Source organism: Pseudomonas sp. NCIMB 10586 (genome assembly GCF_023127895.1).
GTDB classification, from domain to species: domain Bacteria; phylum Pseudomonadota; class Gammaproteobacteria; order Pseudomonadales; family Pseudomonadaceae; genus Aquipseudomonas; species Aquipseudomonas synxantha_A.
The window spans coordinates 453546-475109 of the sequence record NZ_SPKQ01000018.1; the positions used below are offsets into that span (position 1 = coordinate 453546).

General features: G+C 59.4%; 21 protein-coding genes and 5 tRNA genes. 9 read left to right on the plus strand and 17 right to left on the minus strand.

Annotated features, from left to right (window positions below; all coding sequences use genetic code 11):
* Nucleotide 1 precedes the first annotated feature (1 nt).
* Nucleotides 2–778 carry a TatD family hydrolase gene (locus E4P01_RS09990; protein ID WP_216090730.1) on the plus strand — a complete coding sequence of 259 codons (777 nt, stop codon included), beginning with the start codon at nt 2–4 and terminating at the stop codon, nt 776–778.
* Here the strand turns inward: E4P01_RS09990 and E4P01_RS09995 are convergent.
* The 5 genes from E4P01_RS09995 to E4P01_RS10015 all read right to left on the minus strand — a co-directional run bounded on the left by E4P01_RS09995 (nt 725) and on the right by E4P01_RS10015 (nt 7467).
* Nucleotides 725–1153, minus strand: a complete 429-nt coding sequence (locus E4P01_RS09995; protein WP_032877832.1) for a hypothetical protein — start codon at nt 1151–1153, stop codon at nt 725–727. The two genes, E4P01_RS09990 and E4P01_RS09995, sit on opposite strands and share 54 nt — an antisense overlap.
* A gap of 125 nt (nt 1154–1278) precedes the next feature.
* Nucleotides 1279–3309 (minus strand): HAMP domain-containing methyl-accepting chemotaxis protein, encoded by a 2031-nt coding sequence (locus tag E4P01_RS10000; RefSeq protein ID WP_032877834.1) that lies wholly within the window; start codon nt 3307–3309, stop codon nt 1279–1281.
* Between the two features lie 546 nt (nt 3310–3855).
* Nucleotides 3856–4692, minus strand: a complete 837-nt coding sequence (gene ampE, locus E4P01_RS10005) for a regulatory signaling modulator protein AmpE (protein ID WP_032877836.1) — start codon at nt 4690–4692, stop codon at nt 3856–3858.
* Nucleotides 4689–5252 (minus strand): 1,6-anhydro-N-acetylmuramyl-L-alanine amidase AmpD, encoded by a 564-nt coding sequence (gene ampD / locus E4P01_RS10010; protein ID WP_078820266.1) that lies wholly within the window; start codon nt 5250–5252, stop codon nt 4689–4691. Before ampD ends, ampE begins: the two co-directional genes overlap by 4 nt.
* A 61-nt stretch (nt 5253–5313) precedes the next feature.
* Nucleotides 5314–7467, minus strand: a complete 2154-nt coding sequence (locus E4P01_RS10015; protein ID WP_216090729.1) for a DUF1631 domain-containing protein — start codon at nt 7465–7467, stop codon at nt 5314–5316.
* Nucleotides 7468–7712: 245 nt separating this feature from the next.
* Between E4P01_RS10015 and nadC the strand changes: the two genes are divergently transcribed.
* Nucleotides 7713–8561, plus strand: a complete 849-nt coding sequence (gene nadC / locus E4P01_RS10020) for a carboxylating nicotinate-nucleotide diphosphorylase (protein ID WP_032877839.1) — start codon at nt 7713–7715, stop codon at nt 8559–8561.
* Nucleotides 8562–8635: 74 nt separating this feature from the next.
* On the opposite strand, the gene E4P01_RS10025 is transcribed toward nadC, so the two are convergent.
* The 3 genes from E4P01_RS10025 to E4P01_RS10035 all read right to left on the minus strand — a co-directional run bounded on the left by E4P01_RS10025 (nt 8636) and on the right by E4P01_RS10035 (nt 9641).
* Nucleotides 8636–8941, minus strand: coding sequence for a DUF6388 family protein (locus E4P01_RS10025; RefSeq protein ID WP_216090728.1), 306 nt, complete (start codon nt 8939–8941; stop codon nt 8636–8638).
* A 150-nt stretch (nt 8942–9091) separates the two neighbouring features.
* A tRNA-Thr gene (locus tag E4P01_RS10030) sits at nt 9092–9164 on the minus strand.
* 63 nt (nt 9165–9227) lie between these two features.
* Nucleotides 9228–9641, minus strand: coding sequence for a pilin (locus tag E4P01_RS10035; protein WP_005784685.1), 414 nt, complete (start codon nt 9639–9641; stop codon nt 9228–9230).
* A gap of 199 nt (nt 9642–9840) precedes the next feature.
* Between E4P01_RS10035 and E4P01_RS10040 the strand changes: the two genes are divergently transcribed.
* Genes E4P01_RS10040 through yacG form a run of 4 tightly spaced genes read left to right on the plus strand, consistent with a single transcriptional unit; the run spans nt 9841 to nt 12729 of the window.
* Nucleotides 9841–11049 carry a type II secretion system F family protein gene (locus E4P01_RS10040; protein ID WP_078820264.1) on the plus strand — a complete coding sequence of 403 codons (1209 nt, stop codon included), beginning with the start codon at nt 9841–9843 and terminating at the stop codon, nt 11047–11049.
* Nucleotides 11046–11912, plus strand: coding sequence for an A24 family peptidase (locus E4P01_RS10045; RefSeq protein WP_282442910.1), 867 nt, complete (start codon nt 11046–11048; stop codon nt 11910–11912). The genes E4P01_RS10040 and E4P01_RS10045 overlap by 4 nt, the downstream gene beginning before the upstream one ends.
* Nucleotides 11909–12532 (plus strand): dephospho-CoA kinase, encoded by a 624-nt coding sequence (gene coaE, locus E4P01_RS10050; RefSeq protein WP_032877844.1) that lies wholly within the window; start codon nt 11909–11911, stop codon nt 12530–12532. Before E4P01_RS10045 ends, coaE begins: the two co-directional genes overlap by 4 nt.
* The gene (gene yacG, locus E4P01_RS10055; protein WP_003188437.1) at nt 12529–12729 is read left to right on the plus strand and encodes a DNA gyrase inhibitor YacG; all 201 of its coding nucleotides are present in this window, start codon (nt 12529–12531) and stop codon (nt 12727–12729) included. The genes coaE and yacG overlap by 4 nt, the downstream gene beginning before the upstream one ends.
* Here yacG and E4P01_RS10060 read toward each other — a convergent pair.
* Together E4P01_RS10060 and E4P01_RS10065 are read right to left on the minus strand one after the other, a co-directional pair.
* Entirely contained in the window at nt 12726–12941 is a 216-nt protein-coding gene (locus E4P01_RS10060; protein WP_003171680.1) for a hypothetical protein, read from the minus strand. The genes yacG and E4P01_RS10060 overlap by 4 nt on opposite strands.
* Before the next feature lie 66 nt (nt 12942–13007).
* Nucleotides 13008–13697 (minus strand): energy-coupling factor ABC transporter permease, encoded by a 690-nt coding sequence (locus tag E4P01_RS10065; RefSeq protein ID WP_216090727.1) that lies wholly within the window; start codon nt 13695–13697, stop codon nt 13008–13010.
* A 274-nt stretch (nt 13698–13971) separates the two neighbouring features.
* Between E4P01_RS10065 and E4P01_RS10070 the strand changes: the two genes are divergently transcribed.
* From E4P01_RS10070 to E4P01_RS10080, 3 genes are read left to right on the plus strand one after another with little or no spacing between them, the layout of a single operon-like run.
* Entirely contained in the window at nt 13972–14601 is a 630-nt protein-coding gene (locus E4P01_RS10070) for a DUF1780 domain-containing protein (RefSeq protein ID WP_003188431.1), read from the plus strand.
* A gap of 53 nt (nt 14602–14654) precedes the next feature.
* Complete coding sequence (locus tag E4P01_RS10075) at nt 14655–14828, plus strand: DUF3094 family protein (RefSeq protein ID WP_005784671.1); 174 nt, start codon at nt 14655–14657, stop codon at nt 14826–14828.
* Nucleotides 14829–14888: 60 nt separating this feature from the next.
* Nucleotides 14889–16187, plus strand: a complete 1299-nt coding sequence (locus E4P01_RS10080) for an NAD(P)/FAD-dependent oxidoreductase (protein WP_078820261.1) — start codon at nt 14889–14891, stop codon at nt 16185–16187.
* A 178-nt stretch (nt 16188–16365) separates the two neighbouring features.
* Here E4P01_RS10080 and E4P01_RS10085 read toward each other — a convergent pair.
* The 7 genes from E4P01_RS10085 to rluD form a co-directional block, all read right to left on the minus strand.
* Nucleotides 16366–16442 (minus strand) — tRNA-Pro (locus E4P01_RS10085).
* Nucleotides 16443–16536: 94 nt separating this feature from the next.
* Nucleotides 16537–16612: transfer RNA gene (locus E4P01_RS10090), tRNA-Lys, on the minus strand.
* A 5-nt stretch (nt 16613–16617) separates the two neighbouring features.
* A tRNA-Pro gene (locus tag E4P01_RS10095) sits at nt 16618–16694 on the minus strand.
* Between the two features lie 9 nt (nt 16695–16703).
* Nucleotides 16704–16779: transfer RNA gene (locus E4P01_RS10100), tRNA-Asn, on the minus strand.
* A 295-nt stretch (nt 16780–17074) separates the two neighbouring features.
* Entirely contained in the window at nt 17075–19639 is a 2565-nt protein-coding gene (gene clpB, locus E4P01_RS10105) for an ATP-dependent chaperone ClpB (protein ID WP_005784667.1), read from the minus strand.
* Nucleotides 19640–19774: 135 nt separating this feature from the next.
* Nucleotides 19775–20500: a peptidoglycan editing factor PgeF gene (pgeF, locus tag E4P01_RS10110; protein ID WP_032877959.1), complete on the minus strand. Its 726-nt coding sequence runs from the start codon at nt 20498–20500 to the stop codon at nt 19775–19777.
* Nucleotides 20497–21459 (minus strand): 23S rRNA pseudouridine(1911/1915/1917) synthase RluD, encoded by a 963-nt coding sequence (gene rluD, locus E4P01_RS10115; protein WP_005784662.1) that lies wholly within the window; start codon nt 21457–21459, stop codon nt 20497–20499. Before rluD ends, pgeF begins: the two co-directional genes overlap by 4 nt.
* Nucleotides 21460–21564 lie beyond the last annotated feature (105 nt).

Consider the following 21564-nt stretch of genomic DNA (forward strand, 5'->3'; position numbering starts at 1 on the left):
CGTGGAGCTGATCGACACCCACACCCACCTGGACTTTGCGGACTTCGATCACGACCGCCCGCAAGTCCTCGCCCATAGCCGTGAACTCGGGGTGCGGCGTCTGGTGGTACTGGGGGTGTATCAGAAAAACTGGCAGCAGCTGTGGGATCTGGTGCAGCATGACGACGGTTTGTTCGCGGCCTTTGGTTTGCACCCGGTGTATCTCGATGAGCATCGCCCTGCCGACCTGCTGGAGCTGGGTGACTGGTTGACGCGCTTGCACGGCCACCGGCAACTCTGCGCCGTGGGCGAAATCGGTCTGGATTACTTCCTTGAGCACCTGGATCGCGAGCGCCAGCAAAGCCTGTTCGAAGCCCAGCTGAAACTCGCGGCGGATTTCCAACTCCCCGCCTTGCTGCATGTACGCCGCAGCCACGCCGTCGTGATTGCCACGCTCAAGCGCATCCGTCTACCGAGGGGCGGGATCATTCATGCGTTCGCCGGCAGCATTGAAGAGGCCCGCGAGTACATCAAACTGGGTTTCAAACTCGGTCTGGGCGGCGCCGCCACTTGGCCCCGGGCCCTGCGCATGCACAAGGTACTGGCACAATTGCCTCTTGAAGCCGTGGTACTGGAAACCGATTCGCCGGACATGGCCCCGGCCATGTATCCCAACCAGCGCAATTGCCCGCAACACCTGCCGGATATCTGCACCGCCCTGGCTGAGCGTATGGGCATCAGCCCTTTATTGCTGGGTGAGACGAGCACACGCAATGCGTGCGAGCTGTTCAACTGGTAGCGGGCTGATGACCTGCAAGTTCAAGGTCATCCTTTGCCGATAACGGGCGTAGCGCACGACCAGCAGATAAATCAACACCGCGACCAGCGAAATGTTCAGCTGCCCGATCACGCTGAGCAGCCCCAACCACTCTGCGAACAACGCCATCAGCAAGGTCGCGCACGTCAGCATGATCATGCCGGGCCGCACCAGCGCCCACTGGTCCAGGGCGCGAAACTGACGCAACTGCTTGTGGCAGCACAACTGCAGGCCCGAGTGGCAGTACGCACAGTCAAACGGTACTTCCATGGCGATGGCGTTCAGTTGCCAAGGCTTGAGTTCAAACGTCATGTTGCACTGGGCACAATGCCCTTTGATGCCGATTGCAGCGGCCATCGTCGTATCCCCTCGTGACCGTGACTGATGAAACAAATTCTCACCCATTCACGTCGCGATAAAACACAGCCCGGCAAATCAGGACAAATGCCACGTGATTCATGGCCCAGTCCCACAGAAAGTTCTTACACCCGAAACGCACCAATCAATTGCTTCAGCTCAATGACCTGCGCCGACAACTGCCGGCTGGCCGCTTCGGTCTGTTGGGCGCCTTGTGCTGCATGTTCACCGGCGCGGTTGATTTGGACAATATTCTGGTCGATGTCGTGAGCGACCGCCGTTTGCTGCTCCACGGCAGCGGCGATCTGCTGGTTCTGGTCAACAATCATGCCTACGGCACCGAGGATATTTTCCAGGGCGTGCTGGACCTTTTCCGACTGCCCTACCGTGCCACTCGCCATTTCATGGCTGCTGCCCATCGCCTTCACCGCTGCACCGACGCCGCTGTGCAAGCGGCTGATCATTTGCTCGATTTCTCCGGTGGAATGCTGGGTACGCCGGGCCAGGGTGCGCACCTCATCGGCCACTACGGCAAAACCGCGTCCTTGCTCACCGGCACGCGCAGCTTCGATGGCCGCGTTGAGCGCCAGCAAATTGGTTTGCTCGGCGATGCTCTTGATCACCTCCAATACGCTGCTGATGGACTGGCTATCGGCCGCCAACTGATTGATCACCCGCACCGACTCATCGATCTCTAAAGCCAGGCGTGCGATGCCGCTTTGTTGAGATTGCACCAGCGCCCGCCCGCTGACGGTTTCATCATTGACGCTCTGTGCACTGTTGACCGCCGCCGCCGCGCTGCGCGCTACCTCCTGCGCGGTGGCGGACATCTGGTTCATCGCCGTTGCCACTTGTTCGATCTGGCTGCGCTGGCCGGATACCGCCTGGTTACTCTGTGCCGAAATCGTCTGCACCTGGCTGGCCTGCAACTCGACCTGGCTGACCGTATGCCCGACGCGCTCAATCAGGTCGTGGATCTTGGCCACGGTGCCATTGAATACTTGGCCCAGGTCTCCCAGCTCGTCGCGGCTGTGGGCGACGAAAGTGACCGTCATGTCACCGGCCGCGACTTTGTCCATCATCGCCCCCAGGCTGCGCAAGGTAGTGCGAGTGGAGACAAAGAAACCTGCATACAAGTAGAAGATCAGCGCAAATACCGCCACCAGGGCCGCGACCAGCAACACCATGTGCAGGCGGTTTTGCGTCAGACGCTGCTCCAGTTGCTGGCCGATGAACGCTAAGGTGGCGTCATCGAGTTGATAGGTCTTGGCCATCAGTTGACTGACGCCGTCGTAAAAACCTTGCCAAGGTGTATCCAGGGTCTCGGCCATCACTACCTGTTCTTCGAACAACTCACTGCCTTGCTTGAGGCTGGCCTGGCTGGCTTGCGCCAAGCTATCGAGTGCTGCATGCGCGGCGTTGCTGGCGCCCAGCGCGTCCTGCAGCTTCAAGCCGTATTCGCCCTGGAGCTTTTCCACCTGCTGCAGTAACTCGTCAAAGCGCGTACTGGAGGAGGAATTGATAAAGCCCTGGCCCAGGGAATACGCGCCCATCGCGCGGCCCTCACCGAGTAGTTGGGTGACCTGTGGGGTGACCGCAGTGACCAGGTCGCTGAGTTGGCGCAGGTCACTCTGCGCATCACGGCTCAAGCCGGCTTGGCTGGCGATGATTTGGCTGAGCATCTGGGCCTGGTTGAGTAACTTGCCGATCAACGCCGCTTTGTTGAGCAACGAGGTTTCCTGTTGCTGCGCCTTGAACGCAGCGATCAGCTCGTCGCGCTTGTTTTCAAAAACCTCGACTTGCTCGGGCTGCGTCGCCATGGCGTGCAACCCCTGCAACCGCTCCAGCACACCTTGCTCCAGGGCAGTAATCTGCGCTTCAAGATCAGCCGCCTTGCCGGACTGTCCGAGGATGACGTTGATCTGCACCTGGTTGTTGAGCGTTTCCAACTCACGGCGCAATGCCAGGCTGCTGCCAAGCAGGTCGAGACTTTGCAGTTCGATACGGGTGCCCTGAAATTCGCGCCACGAGTCACGCACCAGGTAATAGTTGGTCGCCAGCATCGGCAGCAGGAACAGCACGCTGATCAGGCTGAACTTCATGCCGAAGCTCAGGCGGTTCATCAGCGCGACGGCAGGATAGAGCAAGCTCATCACAGGTGACCTCCCCTTCTTTTATTGTTATTGAGGCGCAGGGCGGCGGCAGATAGCCACTATTTGGCGCTCTGTCTGTATAGCTCAATTCGAAGGGAAGTTTTGTAACGTAAGGTTAACGGCAGATCCGGAGAGCACATGTAGGAGGGCTTGCCCCCGTAACCACGATGCGAAGCGAGCCGCTCTTGATCTTGATCTGCTTTTGATCTTGATCTTAGGCGCCCCGTTAAACCACGCTGGCCGGAATTCGACAGGGATTTGGGGGGTAAACCGGCAGGGATGCCGGTTTAGCCGCCCCGCGCCATGGATGGCGCGTGGCGGCGGCCCCCCAAATCACTCGCGGATTACGGGCACACCGAGCCTAAGCGAGGTGCCGAGTGGTGGGGCAAGAGCCCTTCGGTTACTTTGGGGCTCTTTTCCAAAGTGACCCGCTGTAAAAGCGGAACCAACCGTGGCCGTTACCGCAGGAATGGATATGTACTCGGTCTGATCCAGCACCCTGGTCGGCCCGGAGGCCGCCATCGGGAGCAAGCCCACCTCCCACAGTGTTCAGGGCAACACAGTCCAAATGGCAAACCCGGCATACCACAACACCGCCGCACGCAGCAGCAGCTCCCACAACCGATCCAGGCTATTGATGCCGTCAGCCCCCACCACTGGAGGAGGGATTTCAGCCGCGGCCAGCCCGACCTTTTCCATCAACTGCGCCGCGCTGATGTCCCAGCTCAGCAGTTCGTGGAGCATCACCCGACTGACCCCGACAAAGTTGCCCACCAAAGCAAAGCTCGCCGCCAACAGGCGTACCGGCAACCAGTCAAACGCGTGACGCAACTGCGCGGCACGTTCGGCCACCAAGGGGTTCTGGCTATGTTCGCTGGCCAGCGCCAACAGCCGGTAGGCCAAAGCCGCCACCGGGCCCAGCAGGAAATACCAGAAAATCACCGCAAAAAAGCTCTGGTACGCCTGCCACAACAGATAGCCCTGGACCCGCTCCAGCAATTGCTCGCCACTGTCGGCGCCAAGCTTCAGGTCGCGCTCGGCCACATGCTCGGCGGCTTGCAGGTCACCACGCCGCCAGGCATCACGGAACGGCCCCAGCCCTGCCAATAAATCACCACGGCCCAGGCTATAGATCACCACCAGCATGTGCACCGGTAACGCCAACAGGCCATAGGCCACCGGCTCCAGTACCAACAACAACAGCGCCAGCAACGCTACCGGCAGCAGCACCAGCAGCGTCAGGATCAGCCAGGGTCGCTTGCCCATACGCGGGCTCGACTCCAGCTTGGCCAGCTCACGCAGCCATCCACCGTCACGCTGCAACCGCAGGCGCAAGGCCGAGAACTTCTCGATCCACACCGCCAGCACCAACACCAGGAAACTCATTGTTCGTGTCCTCCATCCTGCAGGGCGCCGAGAAAGCGCGCCCAATCAAAAGCGGGGCCCGGGTCAGTCTTGCGCCCCGGGGCGATATCGCTGTGACCACAAATACGTTGGCGAGTGATCTTTGGGTAAGCCTTGAGCAACTGGCGCGTCAGCTCGGTCAGCACCGCGTACTGGGCATCGGTGAACGGCAGTTCGTCTGTGCCTTCCAGTTCGATCCCCAGCGAGAAATCATTGCACACCTCGCGCCCCTCGAAGCTGGAAATACCGGCGTGCCAGGCCCGGTCCCGGCACGAGACAAATTGCGTCACAGTGCCGTCACGTTCAATCAGAAAATGCGCAGACACGCGTAGGTGGTCGATACCGGCAAAGTAGGGATGCTCTGAAACATCCAGACGATTCTGAAAAAACTCTTGCACCTTGCCCGTGGCGAACTGCGCTGGAGGCAAGCTGATGTTATGCACCACCAACAGCGAGATTTCGCCTTCAGGGCGCTCGTTGAAATTGGGCGACGGGCAATGACGGATGCCCTGGCACCAACCGCTGGCGGGGTCCAACTGCATACAGGCTCCTGAAATGAGACGAGGTGTTACCAGTATGCCGCGTTCCACCCTGCGGTTGCGATCACTTGCCGCGTTTGAGTTGACGCAGGTCGCCCATCACCGCAGCCAGCGCACGCTCGAACAAAGGGCCATCATCCAGCGTGCGCAGCACACCACGCTTGAACGCATGGGCTAATTGGTCGGTAGTTTTTTCCAGAACCTTGAGCCCGGTGCGGCTGACGAAAATACAGGTATTGGTAGGCGGCATGATTGCCGTCAACTTGCAGCGCAGGGTGTTTTCCTGATCGTGCTGAAACGCTACCCAGGCGCCGATCTGCAACTGCCTGGCCTTGAGCAGGTCGGGGTCATCATCGGGCAGCGGCGCAACGACGGACGGCGCACCGGTGCCAAGCGTGAAGGACTCACGGACTTCGACCAGCACTTCGCCGCCGTCGCCCCCGCAACACTGAACATGCATGGCCTGCAACCGCCGGAAAAATTCGCGGGTACTAAAAGAGTCGAACGCCGCAGCGGCCAAACCGTCACGCAACGCCTTGAGCAACGCGGGTAGTTGCTCAAGCAAATGCCGGCCCGCTTCGGTGTCTTCCCGCAGGCCGACGCTCCAGATCAACTCATCGAGGGTGCGCAGCGCTGCCTGCCATTGCAGCGACTGTCCGCCATGCTTGAGCATGGCCAATAGCAACACCTGGCTCCAGGCTTGCTGGAGGAATTGCACCACAAACTGCGGCAGAACCTTGCCCGCCAGCCTTCGATCAAGCACCTGCGCCACACGTTGGCGGGCAGCCTCGGTATGCAGGCGCTCCTGCTCGGCCTCTCGGGTATGGCGCTCAAGCAACTCGCTGCGCCTGGATTCATCAGCGGTAAACGCGCTGAATTGCGTCAGTAGCTGGGAGAAAATCGCCGGGTCTTCAACAAACTCATTCAATAAACGCTGCACGACCTGCTCGACACACAGGTACAGAGTATCGCGGGAAGCGTCTTCGGGCGGGCTCCAGCCCATGACGGCGCCCGCGATGTCATTGAGCAAGCGTCGCGCCGGATGGCGCGTGCAACTGAACAGGCTCTTGTCCAGCACGGCGACTTTCAGCAAGGGTATCTGCAAACGGGCGATCAGGCCCTTGAACGCGTCCGGCACGCTGCTATCACCGAGTATGAACGCGAACAGCATAGCGAACAGATTGATTACATCTTCGTCAGCATCTTCCAGGACCCGCGACTTGCCACTCTTGACGCTGACTCGGGTGAGCAGCTGTTCAAGCTGGTTACGCAGGTCGAAATCGTCTTCAGCCTCGGGCTCGGGGACGTACTGCTGCAAATGCGACAGCAGGCGTAGCAGATCACGGGTGGCAATGGGTTGCGGCTCGGCACTGGCTTCGAGGGTCGGCGCCACGCTGCCACGCACGGCTTGCAGTAACTTCTGCAATGCGCTGAACGCTTGCTGGCCGCTTTGATCGAGCGGCGGGTCGACGATCGGCTGGCTGGCGCGTTGGTGTTCCCGGCTGGCGCGCCCGCCGGGACGACGGGATGGCACGGCCTTGAGTTCAGGCAGTACACCAACGGCGACCAGCAGTTGATTGGCTTCGCCATACAACAGGTCCGCGTCACTGAGCACGTATTTTTCAAAGAGCTTGAGCATGATCAGTTTGACGCGGATTTCCACCCCCAGACTGCGCCCTGCCTGCAGGAAAAACTCACAGAGCAGTGCCGGACCCAGTGGGTTGGTATGGTCATCCAGTCGCCGGCCCAGCAATCGGCTCATGCGCGCGCTTAACTGTCCCAGGGCCAAGCCATCACGATGTCGCACCCGACCGAGCATCGCCTCAAGGGCTACGGCTTTTTCCATATCGTCGGCACTGGTACCGGATACCGCTTCGTAGGACACCACCGGCACCAGGTGCAGATCGCCGCTTCCGGCCTGGCCCAGATTGGCGAAGGCGACAAACAGCTGCTCCATGAACACGCGTTCGAAGTTCTTGCGCTTGAGGCGCAGGTCGCGCATTGCTTCGAAAAAAATATGATGGTCGACGGTGCTTCGGGCCTTGTCAGCCATTTCGAACAGGGTGTCGTCGGCGTTATCGAACAGTTCCTGCAAACCCTGCTGCAATTGTTGCGCGGCCTTGTCACGCACCTGCAGCAACACCACCGGCAGGCGCGCGAGCGGCGATGGCGTGGCCTGTGCCCTGTTGATAGGCACCACCTTTCCGTCATTGTGCATCCTGGCCTCCTGAAACGGCGGTGTTGAGAGGGGCAAAGAACGGGGCAGGCACGGCAGTGCGCTGCAAATAAACCGGCTACCACCTCGACGTCAAAGCTATGACGCCAATTGAAAGGCGCGAGATTATCTTGCAAATGAGGGGGGTTGCGCCAGCAAACTCTGCCTTTACGCTGTAAATGAGCGGCGCGCTGGGTTCGAACGCACGCAGCCCCTATAATCCAGGCACTTTGTTTGTGGAGCCTGTTATGCCGAACCTCCGTCTTGCCGACCTCACCGCCGAAATCGAAGCCAACGTGCGCCGCGCACTGCTGGAAGACATCGGCAGTGGCGATATCACCGCGCAGTTGATCCCCGCCGAACGGCTGGCCAAGGCCACGATCATTACCCGCGAAGCGGCTGTTATTGCCGGTACGGCCTGGGTGGATGCGGTATTTCGCCAACTGGACCCACGGGTCGCCGTGCATTGGCAGGTGGCCGACGGTGAACGTGTGAGCCCCAACCAGGCGCTGTTCCACCTTGAAGGCCCGGCACGCTCGCTGCTCACAGGTGAACGCAGTGCGCTGAATTTTTTGCAGATGCTGTCAGGTGTAGCCACCCGAGCGCAGTTCCTCGCGGACTTTGTCGCCAGCACCCAGGTCAAGCTGCTGGACACCCGCAAGACATTACCGGGCCTGCGCCTGGCGCAAAAATACGCGGTCACCTGTGGCGGTTGCCACAATCACCGCATCGGGCTGTATGACGCGTTCCTGATCAAGGAAAACCATATTGCCGCCTGCGGTGGCATTGCCCAGGCGATTACGGCCGCCCACAAGATCGCCCCAGGCAAGCCGGTGGAAATCGAAGTGGAAAACCTGGATGAGTTGCGCGAAGCCCTGGCGGCGGGAGCCGACATCATCATGCTCGATGAACTGAGCCTGGTAGACATGCGCGAGGCCGTGCGCTTGAACGCCGGCAAGGCCAAGCTGGAAGCCAGCGGCGGGATCAATGAAAGCACCCTGCTGCCTATCGCTGAAACCGGTGTGGACTTCATCTCCATCGGCGCGATGACCAAGGATGTGAAGGCAGTGGATCTGTCGATGCGCCTCAGTATCTGAGTAGTTGCCAGCTGCAAGCTGCAAGAAGGCTGCGAGACAACTTGCCGCTTGCAGCTTGAAACTCGCGCCTGCTTTTAAACTACAAGATTATTCATCTCGCAGTACTCTTCCCATTCGACGCCCAGCACCTCGGCCGCCTCTTTATGCAAGGCCAACCGCGCAGCTTCGAATTCTTCCGGCGTCGAGGTGTACTTGAGGGTCAACTCCCAAGGCTGGAGGCTCTGGCTCTCTGCCTCGTCCTCGAATGCCCACTGAATCTGATCACGCTGGTCGTCAGCGCTCAGGTCCTTGATCTCTTCTTTAAGCTGCGGCGTCGCCTCAAGGTATTTCTCGAGAGCTGCTTGGTGCCGAACTTCCTGGGTCATCTCAGTCGTGGTCATGTCGTTCTCTTGGATCGAGGAATGGGGATGCATCTGGGTCATCTAGGTTGCGCAGATACAAAAGAGCGAGCACGAATGCCGACTCGTCTGGCCTTCAGAACCATTCTGGGATCATCTGAAAACATTGCCTTTGAAGCAGTGGTGCGCTTTTGCCCGAGACAGGAATCGAACCTGCGACCTTCGCGTTACGAGTGCGCTGCTCTACCGGCTGAGCTACACGGGCGGTGGGCTAAAGCTAGCACTGCATTGGTCATGCAGCAACTGACTCGCTCACCGCCCGGCGCCATCACGCGCCGTTGGCAGAGCAGCCCTTGGCAACGTACTGCGGATCCGCTGTGGTAGCACAGGTCCATCCGCTGGTTGCGTTGCGGGTCAAGGTGATGGTCTTGCCGAGCACGGGCGCTGGCGCATCGAGGATTTCACAGCTGATGGAGCCGGCGCCCGAGGCTACATCTCCTGTCACGTCGATCTTGCAATTGGCAGTGGGGCTGTTGCCACCGATCAACGACACAGTGGGCACAGTGCCCTGGTTGATGACGTCTTCATAACCGGCCTTCAACGCGCTGATTTCAGCCAGCCCCGCCGTAAACTTGGCCTTGGCCTGGTGCTTGGTGTACATGGGCAAACCGATCGTGGCCAAAATGCCGATGATTGCCACAACGATCAACAACTCGATCAAGGTAAAGCCTTTTTGACGCATCTCTTTCACTCTCCAGAATAAAACCATGACAAGGCGCGTCCTGCGCCCCGAAGTGTGCAACGGCGCCAGTGTACCCACCACCACGAAGCCCATCGCCAGCAAGACGCACATTCTGACACTTTATCCCATAACACCAGCCGCCCCGAATCCGCCACCTGACTACGCTATAAATTCTTCACTGCCGGGTGCGCAAACCGATATGAACGACACGTCAACGATCTATGCCTGGGAAGGCATCAACCGCAAAGGACGCAGGGTGACCGGGCAAACCGCTGGCGACAGCCTTGCGCTGATCAAGGCACAACTGCGCCAGCAAGGGATCTGCCCCGAGCGTGTGCGCAAGAGGCCTCGATCACGTTCGGCTTTCACCCCGCGAATCCTGCCAGCCGATATCGCCCTGTTTACCCGACAGTTGGCGACCTTGCTCAAAGCCGGGATCCCGCTGCTGCAAGCCTTCGACATCATCAGTGAGGGTTTTGAAAACCAGCAGGTGCGTGAACTGGTCAAGGCGTTGAAACAACAGATCGCCAGCGGCAATAACCTGGCCGCAGCGCTACGCCTGCACCCGCGTTATTTCGATGACCTGTACTGCAACCTGGTAGCTGCCGGAGAACAGGCCGGGGCTCTGGAAACCCTGCTGGAGCGCGTGGCGATTCATCTGGAAAAAAGCCAACAGCTCAAAGCCAGGATCAAAAAAGCCATGACTTACCCTGTCGCAGTCCTGGTAGTCGCGACACTGGTCAGCACAGTGCTGTTGATACACGTCGTGCCTCAGTTCCAGCATCTGTTTGCCGGGGTCGACAGCCAACTGCCCGGGTTTACCCTGGGGGTCATTGCCCTGTCCGAGTTCTTGCAACAAGCGTGGTGGATACTCGTGCTGAGCCTGGCCGTGGGGGTGGGCGGGCTGCGCCACGCCTACCGCCGTTACCCTGGCTTTCGCCATTGGCTGCAAGCGAGTTTGTTGAAAGCGCCTCTGGCAGGCAAACTGCTGCAAAAAACCGCCGTCGCCCGCTACGCCCGCACGCTTTCGACCACGTTTGCAGCGGGTGTCCCGCTGGTCCAGGCACTGGGCTCGGTAGCCGGAGCCGTCGGCAATGACCCCTTCAAACAGGCAATCGAACGTATGCGCCACGATGTATCCACAGGCATGCAGTTGAATCAATCCATGCACAGCTGCGGTTTGTTTCCCGGCATGGCGATCCAGATGACCGCCATTGGAGAGGAGTCCGGCACCCTGGACCGGATGCTGGAAAAAGTCGCGAACCACTACGAGTCGGACGTAGACACCCTGGTCGATAACCTCACCAGCCTGATGGAGCCGCTGATCATGGTTGTCCTGGGGGCCATTGTCGGCGCGCTGGTGATTGCAATGTACCTGCCGGTCTTTCAATTGGGTACGGCCTTTTGAGCCTGCTGCTGAGCGAGCAGCACTGGGCGTTTGCCTGCATGGCACTGGTGCTCGGCCTGATCATCGGCAGTTTCATCAACGTGCTGGTCTGGCGCCTGCCCAGAATGCTCGAACGCGAATGGCGTGCCCAGGCCCATGAGGTCCTCGGCCTGCCAACCGAGCCCGCCGGGCCGGTGTACAACCTGATGCGCCCGAACTCCTGCTGTCCGCGCTGCAACCAGCCGATTCGGCCCTGGGAAAATATCCCGCTGCTCAGCTTCCTGATGCTCCGGGGTCGTTGCGCCCATTGCCGTGACCCCATCAGCGTCCGCTATCCCCTGACCGAAGTGACGTGCGCGCTGATCACTGCCGCTGTTGCCTGGCATTTCGGCTTCGGCTGGCAAGCCGCTGCGGTGATGTTGCTGAGCTGGGGCTTGCTGGCAATGAGCCTGATTGACCTGGACCACCAATTGCTGCCGGACGTGCTGGTCTTGCCGCTGCTCTGGCTGGGGCTGGTTATCAACAGCGCTGACCTGTTGGCGACACTGCCCGACGCATTGTGGGGCGCGGTCATTGGCTACATGAGCCTATGGAGCGTGTTCTGGTTGTTCAAGCTGGTCACCGGCAAGGATGGCATGGGCCATGGCGATTTCAAGTTATTGGCATTGCTGGGGGCCTGGGGTGGCTGGCAGATCCTGCCGATGACGTTGCTGATGGCCTCACTGATGGGCGTGTTTGCAGGGCTGATCCTGCTGCGTTTGCGCAAGGCCCAAACGTCGACGCCGATGCCCTTTGGGCCGTGCCTGGCAATTGCCGGCTGGATTGCATTGCTCTGGGGTGGTCAAATAACCGACTTCTATTTGCAGTCTGTCGGTTTCAGATGACCACTTCTGTCGCAACACCCTGGATTCTTGGCCTCACAGGCGGCATTGGCAGCGGCAAAAGCGCTGCGGCCGAGCACTTTATCGACCTGGGCATCGACCTGGTGGACGCCGATCATGCTGCCCGCTGGGTCGTCGAACCCGGGCGGCCGGCTCTGGCGCGCATTGCCGAGCATTTCGGCGACGGCGTGCTGCTACCCGACGGCCAGCTGGATCGCGCCGCGCTGCGCAAACTGATCTTTGAGGTACCGCAAGAACGTCTGTGGCTGGAAGCCTTGCTGCACCCGCTGATTGCCGAGGAAATTCGCAGCCACCTGGCACGCGCCCAGTCGCCTTACGCGATCCTGGTGTCACCGCTGCTGATCGAGTCCGGCCAATACAGCATGACCCAGCGCATCCTGGTGATCGACGTGCCGCAATCGCTGCAGATTCAGCGTACCCTGCAGCGCGATGGCATCAGCGAACAACAGGTGCAGGCGATTCTCAAGGCCCAATCGAGCCGCGAAGACCGCCTGAACCATGCCGATGACGTGCTGGTCAACGATAAGGACCTTGCCTGGCTGCACGGCGAGGTCGAGCGACTGCACCACTTTTACCTTACTTTGCGTGGAGGCCGATCATGAGCCAACCCTTGACCGTCGACTGCCCAACCTGCGGTGCACCCGTGGAATGGAAAGCGACCAACCTCAACCGGCCGTTCTGCTCGGACCGTTGCAAGCTTATCGACCTGGGTGCCTGGGCCGCTGAAGAACACAAGATTCCGGTGGCCCCGGACGCCGAAGATGAACTGTTTTCCGAAGACCTGCCGCCGCGCCACTAAGGCCGCATAAAGGCATATTCCTGCTGGTCGTCGAGGTTTTCTGCAAGGTATTGCAACTCGTCGGCCAGGTCTTCAAAACTACGTACACCCTTGCTTTGCTGCACCACCGCACTGAGCATGGCGCGCAAGGTCAAGCCGGGGTCAAAACCGATTTCCTGCGCTGCGTCCTGGCTTCTGCGCAACTCCTGCCGTGCCCACTCGTACACACTCATGATCGGTGCTCCAGAAAAAATTTTGCAGAGCATGGACCTGCGCCGGTGCCCGGCATTTGACCTGGATCAACGCCGTGAATCGTCGTCCTTCCAGGGGGCCGAGAGATAGCGAGTTCGGTTGAAGGTCTCCAGCCATTCCGGGCAAAACACCACCAGCGCGCTGATGACCATGCCGTTGATAAAGGCTTCGGGGAAGATGATCAGCCACAGGTAACCTACAAAGTCCTCCAACCATTCCGGCATCGCAAAGCGGCCGTCCAACCACAACAGGCCCAGGCCGACCAACAGGCACAACAATGCCGACAGCGCCGCCGCAAAAAAACCGGAACAGAAGATATACACAAAAGGGTTTCGCGGTTGCGCCCGTTCGACCAACAGCGCGCAGCTTTCGGTGACCAGCACCGGCAGCCCGACCAGAAGCAGGCCGTTGACGCCAAGGGCGGCCAGATCCTGGCGCCCCAGCAGCATCAACCCGAACTGTGCAGCAAACCCACCGACGATTGCCAGCGGCCAATCCAGCAGCAAGGTCACGGCGGTCATGCCGATAAAGTGGTACGAGACCCCGGTATCGAAATCCCGGCGCACCAGCCACAGCATAAACAACGCGAACACCGTACCGAACAGCAAATGCTGGCGCCGTCGGTCGGCGAACAATTCGACCCAAGGCGAGCGCAACGTCGCCCACATCACCACCGGCGCATATAACAGCCAGCCAATGCCGAGGGTCATGGGCGCCAGAACAGCTGCACTGATCACAGATGCACTACCTCTACAAAAAACTTGCTGCCGAGTGAGCAGTCTACACCTGCGTTTTAACATGGGTCTGGGTCGAAGCGAGATTCAAATGTGGGAGGGGGCTTGCTCCCGAAGCGGTCTATCAGCCAATACATGTGCTGGCTGGCACTCTGCGATCGGGAGCAAGCCCCCTCCCACATTTGGGTCTCACTGGCATAGATACCCAGCTGTTTCAGCATCAACTCGGTGCAAGCAGGACTTCCTGTGGTCATCATTTGAACGCTAAGCTGGGAATATGGATGACTCAGATTATTTGCGCCTGCTCACCGTAGCAGCCGAACAAGCCAATGCGTTTCTGTCCAATGCCCGCAAATGGGAGCGTGAGCGTTGGGTCTGCCAGCGCCTGCTGCAGGGCTTGAATGTGCCCTACCGCGTCGAAGAGTTTCACGCTGCGGGCCAGGAGCCGCCGGATGTGTTGTTTCGCGACGCCAGTTTCGAGGTGTTTTTCGTGCTGGACGAGGGGCGCCGCCTGAACGACGAATGGCGCGATGAATTGCTGCGCAGGCGTAGCGCGTTCTCTTTGAGCCAACTGGTGCGGCGCGAAGCCAAGCCACGACGCATTCCCGCCCATGAGTTTTTGTTGCGCCTGGCACCGACACTGCGCAAAAAAGCACATAACTACAAAGAACGCGGCATGGATCTGGGGGAGTTGGACCTTATCGCTTTCACCAGCCTCAAACGCGAAGTGCTGGACCTCAACAGCCACTTTCCGCCGCCAACCGAATACCTGCGCCAGGGCTGGCGCTCACTGTCACTGGTGGGGCCAACCTTCGCGCGCGTACTGTTCGCACACCCGGACGCGCCGGACTTCTTGCGCAACAACCTGGGCCGCAGCATAGTGTTCGATGTGGGCATCAGCCTTTGAACCCTTGGCTGTAACGTGGCGCCCTTTTGCAACGTCTACCTGACGAGGCCTTTATGACCAGCCGCCTGAACCCCGATGACCAACAGCATGTCCAAGAGTACCTGCAACTCTCCCAGCACAGAGTCGAACGCAAGCCTTTCCGGCCATGGCTGCTCCTTTGTGTGGTGCTGGTAGTGGTGATCGGGCTCGGCGTGCTGAGCCGCCTATTGAGTTACCTGACGCTATGAGCTGCCTGGCGCTCGCGGGGGTAACTGCTCCGATTTCTTTTAGCCTTGCGAGATATCCCCATGACCCATCGTATTATTATCGTCGGCGGCGGCGCCGGCGGCCTGGAGTTGGCTACCCGCCTGGGTAAGACTCTGGGCAAGCGCGGCAAGGCCAGCATCACGCTGGTGGACGCCAACCTGACTCACATCTGGAAGCCTCTGCTGCACGAAGTGGCTGCCGGCTCGCTGAATTCTTCGGAAGACGAACTCAATTATGTCGCCCAGGCAAAATGGAACCACTTCGAGTTCCAGCTTGGGCGCATGAGTGGGCTTGACCGTGAACAGAAGAAAATCCAGCTGGCCGCCACCCTCGATGAAGAAGGCCGCGAGCTGGTGCCCGCGCGCGTACTGGGCTATGACAGCCTGGTCATTGCCGTAGGCAGCACCACCAACGACTTCGGCACCGAGGGTGCGGCGCAGCATTGCCTGTTCCTCGATACCCGCAAGCAAGCCGAGCGCTTCCACCAACAACTGCTCAACCACTACCTGCGCGCCCATGCCGGGCAAACCGATGCCGTTGAACAAATCAGCGTGGCCATCGTCGGTGCCGGCGCCACCGGGGTGGAGCTGGCCGCCGAGCTGCATAACGCAGCCCATGAACTGGCTGCCTATGGCCTGGACCGCATCAAACCGGAAAACATGCATATCACCCTGATCGAAGCCGGCCCGCGGGTATTGCCTGCCCTGCCAGAGCGGATCGGCGGCCCAGTGCATAAAACCCTGGAAAAACTCGGGGTGACCGTGCTGACCAACTCGGCGGTCAGCGAAGTAACCGCCGACGCACTGATTACCAGTAGCGGCCAAGTGATTCCCGCCAGCCTCAAGGTATGGGCGGCCGGGATCCGCGCACCGGGTTTTCTCAAAGACATCGATGGCCTGGAAACCAACCGCATCAATCAGCTTCAGGTGCTGCAAACACTGCAAACCACTCGCGATGAAAACATCTTCGCCTTTGGCGATTGTGCCGCCTGCCCGCAACCGGGCACCGACCGCAATGTGCCCCCACGAGCCCAGGCCGCGCATCAGCAGGCTTCGTTGTTGGCCAAGTCGCTGAGATTGCGCATTGAAGGCAAGGATCTGCCGACCTACAAGTACACCGACTACGGCTCGCTGATCTCGCTGTCGCGGTTCTCGGCGGTAGGTAACCTGATGGGTAACCTGACTGGCAGCGTGATGCTGGAGGGCTGGTTGGCGCGGATGTTCTATGTGTCGCTGTACCGTATGCACCAGATGGCGCTGTACGGCTTCTTCCGCACGGCGATGCTGATGCTGGGCAGCAAGATTGGGCGAGGCACAGAACCGCGCCTCAAACTCCACTAACAACGCATAACACCTGTGGGAGGGGGCTTGCTCCCGATAGCGGTGTGTCAGTTAATGAATACTTAGCTGACCCACCGCTATCGGGAGCAAGCCCCCTCCCACATTTGTTTTGCGGAGAATTCAAGATTCGCGCGCGCAAAAAAAATCCCCGTATCTTTCGATACGAGGATTTTTAATATGGTCGGGGTAAGGGGATTCGAACTCCTGACATCCTGCTCCCAAAGCAGGCGCGCTACCGGACTGCGCTATACCCCGGTAAAAAAAAGGCGACCTTTCAGTCGCCTTCTTCGATCAGCGCTTTTGGCCTCTGATCTTAAGATTCGATTCCAGCCTGAACTGGTCTCAAAAATGGTGGGTCGTGTGGGATTCGAACCTACGACCAATTGGTTAAAAGCCAACTGCTCTACCAACTGAGCTAACGACCCAAATATGGTCGGGGTAGGGGGATTCGAACTCCCGACATCCTGCTCCCAAAGCAGGCGCGCTACCGGACTGCGCTATACCCCGATTTGAAATTGGCTCCGTGACCAGGACTCGAACCTGGGACCCAATGATTAACAGTCATTTGCTCTACCGACTGAGCTATCACGGAACTACATATTTCAAATTTACTGCTGTGTAACCTTCTCTTCGACCCTGTCCGTATCGCTACGTTAGCGTCTCTGAGGCGCGCTATTCTACAATCTTAAAAACCCCTGTCAACCCTTTAAATTGCTTTTAAGACAATGATTTGCGCTTCTTTCTGATTTCTTCTTGGGGAGAAGAAACCCGTGGGCTGACGTTGCTGCGGGGCGCACTTTACAAGCCTTTGCCTTACAGTTCAACGCCCTATCGAAAAAAAAGGCCTCGCAATGCGAGGCCTCTTGTTATTACACCGGGTGCTGGCCTCAGTGGAAGACGATTTCGTCGTCTTTCACCGTTGCCGTGACGCGAGTGCCCGGCATAAAGCTGCCCGACAGGATCAACTGTGCCAGCGGGTTCTCGATCCAGCGCTGGATCGCACGCTTCAACGGCCGTGCGCCATACACCGGGTCGTAGCCCACTGCGATCAGCTTGTCCAACGCCTCGCCGCTCAGCTCAAGGTCGAGCTCACGCTCAGCCAGGCGACTGCGCAGGCGGCCCAACTGGATTTCGGTGATACCCGCAATCTGATCCCGTGCCAGAGGCTCGAAGATCACCACTTCATCCACCCGGTTGATGAATTCCGGGCGGAAGTGGGTGGTCAAGGCGTCCATCACCGCTGCGCGCTGGGCTTCGCGATCCCCCACCAGTTCCTGGATCTGTGCCGAGCCCAGGTTGGAGGTCATCACGATCACCGTATTGCGAAAGTCCACCGTACGCCCGTGGCTGTCCGTCAAGCGACCATCTTCCAGCACCTGCAGCAAAATGTTGAACACATCCGGGTGCGCCTTCTCGACCTCATCCAGCAGGATCACCGAGTAAGGCTTGCGTCGCACGGCTTCGGTCAGGTAACCGCCCTCCTCGTAGCCCACATAGCCTGGTGGTGCGCCGATCAGGCGAGCCACCGAGTGTTTCTCCATGAACTCGGACATATCAATGCGTACCATGGCCTCTTCAGTATCAAAGAGGAACTCGGCCAGGGCCTTGCACAGCTCAGTCTTACCTACGCCGGTCGGGCCGAGAAACATGAACGAGCCGCTTGGACGGTTCGGGTCGGACAAGCCGGCACGGGAACGCCGTACCGCATTGGATACCGCCACCACCGCCTCTTCCTGACCGATGACGCGCTGGTGCAACAAACTTTCCATTTTCAGCAGTTTGTCGCGCTCGCCTTCGAGCATTTTCGAGACTGGAATGCCGGTCCACTTGGAGACTACTTCGGCGATCTCCTCCTCGGTCACCTTGCTGCGCAGCAACTGGTTCTCAGGCTTGCCGTGCTGGTCGACCATCTGCAAGCTGCGTTCCAGGTCCGGAATCACACCATATTGCAACTCAGCCATGCGGCTCAGATCGCCTTTACGACGCGCGGCTTCCAGTTCCTGACGGGACTGCTCGATTTTCTGCTGGATCTGCGCCGAACCCTGTACTTCGGCTTTTTCCGAGGTCCAGATTTCTTCGAGGTCCGAATACTCACGCTCCAGACGGACGATTTCTTCCTGAAGTTTTTCCAGGCGTTTCTTCGCTGCCTCGTCCTCTTCTTTCTTCAACGCCTGGGATTCGACTTTCAGTTGAATCAGGCGCCGATCCAGGCGGTCGAGCACTTCCGGCTTGGAGTCAATCTCCATGCGAATGCGGCTGGCCGCTTCGTCGATCAAGTCGATGGCCTTGTCCGGCAACTGACGATCGGTGATGTAGCGATGGCTCAGCTTGGCCGCCGCAATGATTGCGCCATCCGTGATCGCCACCTTATGGTGGACCTCATAGCGTTCTTTCAGGCCCCGCAGGATCGCGATGGTGTCTTCTTCGCTTGGCTCTTCCACCAGCACTTTCTGGAAACGCCGCTCAAGGGCCGCATCCTTTTCAATGTACTGACGGTATTCGTTGAGCGTGGTCGCACCGACGCAATGCAACTCGCCCCGCGCCAAGGCCGGCTTGAGCATGTTGCCAGCATCCATCGAGCCTTCGCCTTTACCGGCGCCGACCATGGTGTGCAGTTCGTCGATAAACAGAATGATCTGGCCTTCCTGCTTCGACAATTCATTAAGCAGGGATTTCAGTCGTTCTTCGAACTCACCACGGAACTTGGCACCGGCGATCAGGGCCCCCATGTCCAGGGACAACAGGCGTTTGCCTTTTAAGCCGTCCGGCACTTCACCATTAATGATGCGCTGGGCCAGGCCCTCGGCAATCGCGGTTTTACCCACGCCAGGCTCACCGATCAGCACCGGGTTGTTCTTGGTGCGACGCTGCAGGACCTGGATGGTGCGACGAATCTCATCGTCACGACCAATCACCGGGTCGAGCTTGCCTTCTTCGGCACGCTTGGTCAGGTCGACGGTGTATTTGTCCAGGGCCTGTCGCGACTCCTCATGGTTGGGGTCGTTCACGGCCTCACCGCCACGCAGGTTGTTGATAGCGTTTTCCAGGGCTTTCTTGCTCACGCCCTGCCCCAGCAACAATTTGCCGAGCTTGCTGTTGTCGTCCATGGCGGCGAGCAGCACCAGTTCGCTGGAGATGAACTGGTCACCCTTCTGCTGGGCCAGGCGGTCCGCCTGATTGAGCAGGCGCGCCAGGTCCTGGGACATATTCACGTCGCCGGTAGGGTTTTGAATTTTCGGCAGTTGGTCGAGCTCTTTGCTCAACTCCTTGCGCAGGCTGTTGATGTCAAAGCCCACCTGCATCAACAAGGGTTTGATAGAGCCACCTTGTTGCTCCAGGAGCGCCTGCATCAAGTGCGCCGGCTCAATCGCCGGATGGTCGAGGCCGACCGCCAGGGATTGGGAGTCCGATAAGGCCAACTGCAATTTGCTGGTTAAACGATCAATACGCATTAGTCACCTTCCTTTTGAGCAGGCCGGAGCTATGAACAAACACATCCTGAATGAAGAAACCTGCCAGATACCCTTATAGATGGGGTGGATTCTGGGGGTTTCAAGCGGCGGACTGTTGATACAGGTCAGGACAGTCTAGCGTTCAAGCCAGATAAGGGAGGCGAATCGGCCCGTACGCGGGCTGCGGCGATAAGAAAAGAAGCGTGGATCGGTCACGGTGCAAAAACCACCACCATATACAGCGGTGACACCGTTTGCTGCCAGACGCAGGCGCGCCAGCTGGTAGATGTCGGCCATGAACTTGCCGGGGTTGTGGCTGGGAACAAAGGCTTCAGCGGTGGCCGGCAGTTGCTGCATGAACGCTTCACGTACCTCCGGGCCGACCTCAAAGGCTTGCGGGCCAATGGCTGGGCCGAGCCAGACCAGGACGTCTTCAGGAGCAGTATCCAGGCTTTCGAATGCGGCCTCCAGCACGCCAGCCGCCAAGCCACGCCAACCGGCATGGGCTGCGGCAACCCGGGTACCCGCACGATTACAGAACAGCGCAGGCAGGCAATCGGCGGTCATGGATGTGCAGGCGATGCCGGGGGTGCTGGTCCAACTGCCATCTGCCTCGACGGTAAGGCCTGGATCGGCCTCAACCACGTGAGTACCGTGGACTTGGCGCAACCAGGCAGGCTGGATATCGAAGGCGCTGCTCAGACGACGGCGATTTTCAAGGACGGCCTCAAGGCTGTCCTCGACGTGATCGCCCAGGTTGAGGCTGTCGAACGGCGCCAGACTGACACCGCCCGCACGAGTCGTGACGCAGGCTTTGACCTGAGACGGCGCGGGCCAGTCAGGAATCAGCCAGTCACTCATCCGATAAACGCCTCACGATCCTGCTTGAGCAGCGACAACAACCAGACCAGGTCGTCTGGAAGTGGCGATTCCCAACTCATGCGCTTACCGCTCGTCGGATGATCCAGTTCCAGGAAGCGTGCGTGCAGTGCCTGGCGCGGGAAGGACTTCAGCGACTCGACCATTGTCTGGCTTGCCGCCGGCGGAATACGGAAGCGCCCACCGTAGGCAGGATCGCCGACCAACGGGAAGTTGATATGCGCCATGTGCACGCGAATCTGGTGGGTGCGCCCGGTTTCCAGCTTGACCCGCACATGGGTGTGGGAGCGGAAACGCTCCAGCACACGGTAGTGGCTGACGGCTTGCTTGCCACCTTCCATCACCGCCATACGCTGGCGCTGCTGGCCATGGCGACCAATCGGGGCGTTGATCTTGCCCCCGGCCACCACCACACCGATCACGATGCACTCGTAGATCCGGCTGACGCTGCGACTCTGCAACTGAGTAACCAGTTGCGTCTGCGCCTGAATGGTCTTGGCCACCACCATCAAACCGGTGGTGTCCTTGTCCAGACGGTGCACGATGCCGCAGCGCGGGACATTGATGATGTCCGGGACGTGGTGCAACAGGGCATTGAGCAAAGTGCCATCAGCGTGCCCGGCAGCCGGGTGAACCACCAGGCCAGCGGGTTTGTTGATGACCAGGATGTCGTCGTCTTCATAGACGATATCCAGCTCGATGTCCTGGGCGACCCATTCTCCCTGGGCTTCCTGCTCGGCAGTCAGCTCAAGAATCGCACCGCCATGAACTATGTCTCGCGGGCGGATAACCGCTCCATCCACAGTCAGGCGGCCGTCTTTGATCCAGGCGGAAAGGCGCGAGCGCGAGTGCTCAGCGAATAATTGTGCGGCGACTTGATCGAGGCGTTGGCCGCCCAATTCGGACGGCACCTCTGCGCGAAGTTCAATTTTATCGGACATGCTCAGACTAGGCGTGGCACAGCCTTTGGTTTCGGCTGCGCGCTTGTGGTTAAATACGGCGTCTTTTGCCCCGAGGCTTTCAACGGGGCGCTCATCATAACAGGA

Bases quoted from the DNA above. Each gene is read 5' to 3' on its own strand.
- E4P01_RS10060 (WP_003171680.1), bottom strand. From the start codon at position 12,941: ATGAGTGTGTACGAGTGGGCACGGCAGGAGTTGCGCAGAAGCCAGGAC.
- ampD (WP_078820266.1), bottom strand. From the start codon at position 5,252: ATGCAGTTGGACCCCGCCAGCGGTTGGTGCCAGGGCATCCGTCATTGC.
- E4P01_RS10025 (WP_216090728.1), bottom strand. From the start codon at position 8,941: ATGACCACGACTGAGATGACCCAGGAAGTTCGGCACCAAGCAGCTCTC.
- E4P01_RS10015 (WP_216090729.1), bottom strand. From the start codon at position 7,467: ATGCACAATGACGGAAAGGTGGTGCCTATCAACAGGGCACAGGCCACG.
- rluD (WP_005784662.1), bottom strand. From the start codon at position 21,459: ATGTCCGATAAAATTGAACTTCGCGCAGAGGTGCCGTCCGAATTGGGC.
- clpB (WP_005784667.1), bottom strand. From the start codon at position 19,639: ATGCGTATTGATCGTTTAACCAGCAAATTGCAGTTGGCCTTATCGGAC.
- nadC (WP_032877839.1), top strand. From the start codon at position 7,713: ATGCCGAACCTCCGTCTTGCCGACCTCACCGCCGAAATCGAAGCCAAC.
- yacG (WP_003188437.1), top strand. From the start codon at position 12,529: ATGAGCCAACCCTTGACCGTCGACTGCCCAACCTGCGGTGCACCCGTG.
- E4P01_RS10070 (WP_003188431.1), top strand. From the start codon at position 13,972: ATGGATGACTCAGATTATTTGCGCCTGCTCACCGTAGCAGCCGAACAA.
- E4P01_RS10075 (WP_005784671.1), top strand. From the start codon at position 14,655: ATGACCAGCCGCCTGAACCCCGATGACCAACAGCATGTCCAAGAGTAC.
- E4P01_RS09995 (WP_032877832.1), bottom strand. From the start codon at position 1,153: ATGGCCGCTGCAATCGGCATCAAAGGGCATTGTGCCCAGTGCAACATG.
- E4P01_RS10080 (WP_078820261.1), top strand. From the start codon at position 14,889: ATGACCCATCGTATTATTATCGTCGGCGGCGGCGCCGGCGGCCTGGAG.
- pgeF (WP_032877959.1), bottom strand. From the start codon at position 20,500: ATGAGTGACTGGCTGATTCCTGACTGGCCCGCGCCGTCTCAGGTCAAA.
- ampE (WP_032877836.1), bottom strand. From the start codon at position 4,692: ATGAGTTTCCTGGTGTTGGTGCTGGCGGTGTGGATCGAGAAGTTCTCG.
- coaE (WP_032877844.1), top strand. From the start codon at position 11,909: ATGACCACTTCTGTCGCAACACCCTGGATTCTTGGCCTCACAGGCGGC.
- E4P01_RS10040 (WP_078820264.1), top strand. From the start codon at position 9,841: ATGAACGACACGTCAACGATCTATGCCTGGGAAGGCATCAACCGCAAA.
- E4P01_RS10035 (WP_005784685.1), bottom strand. From the start codon at position 9,641: ATGCGTCAAAAAGGCTTTACCTTGATCGAGTTGTTGATCGTTGTGGCA.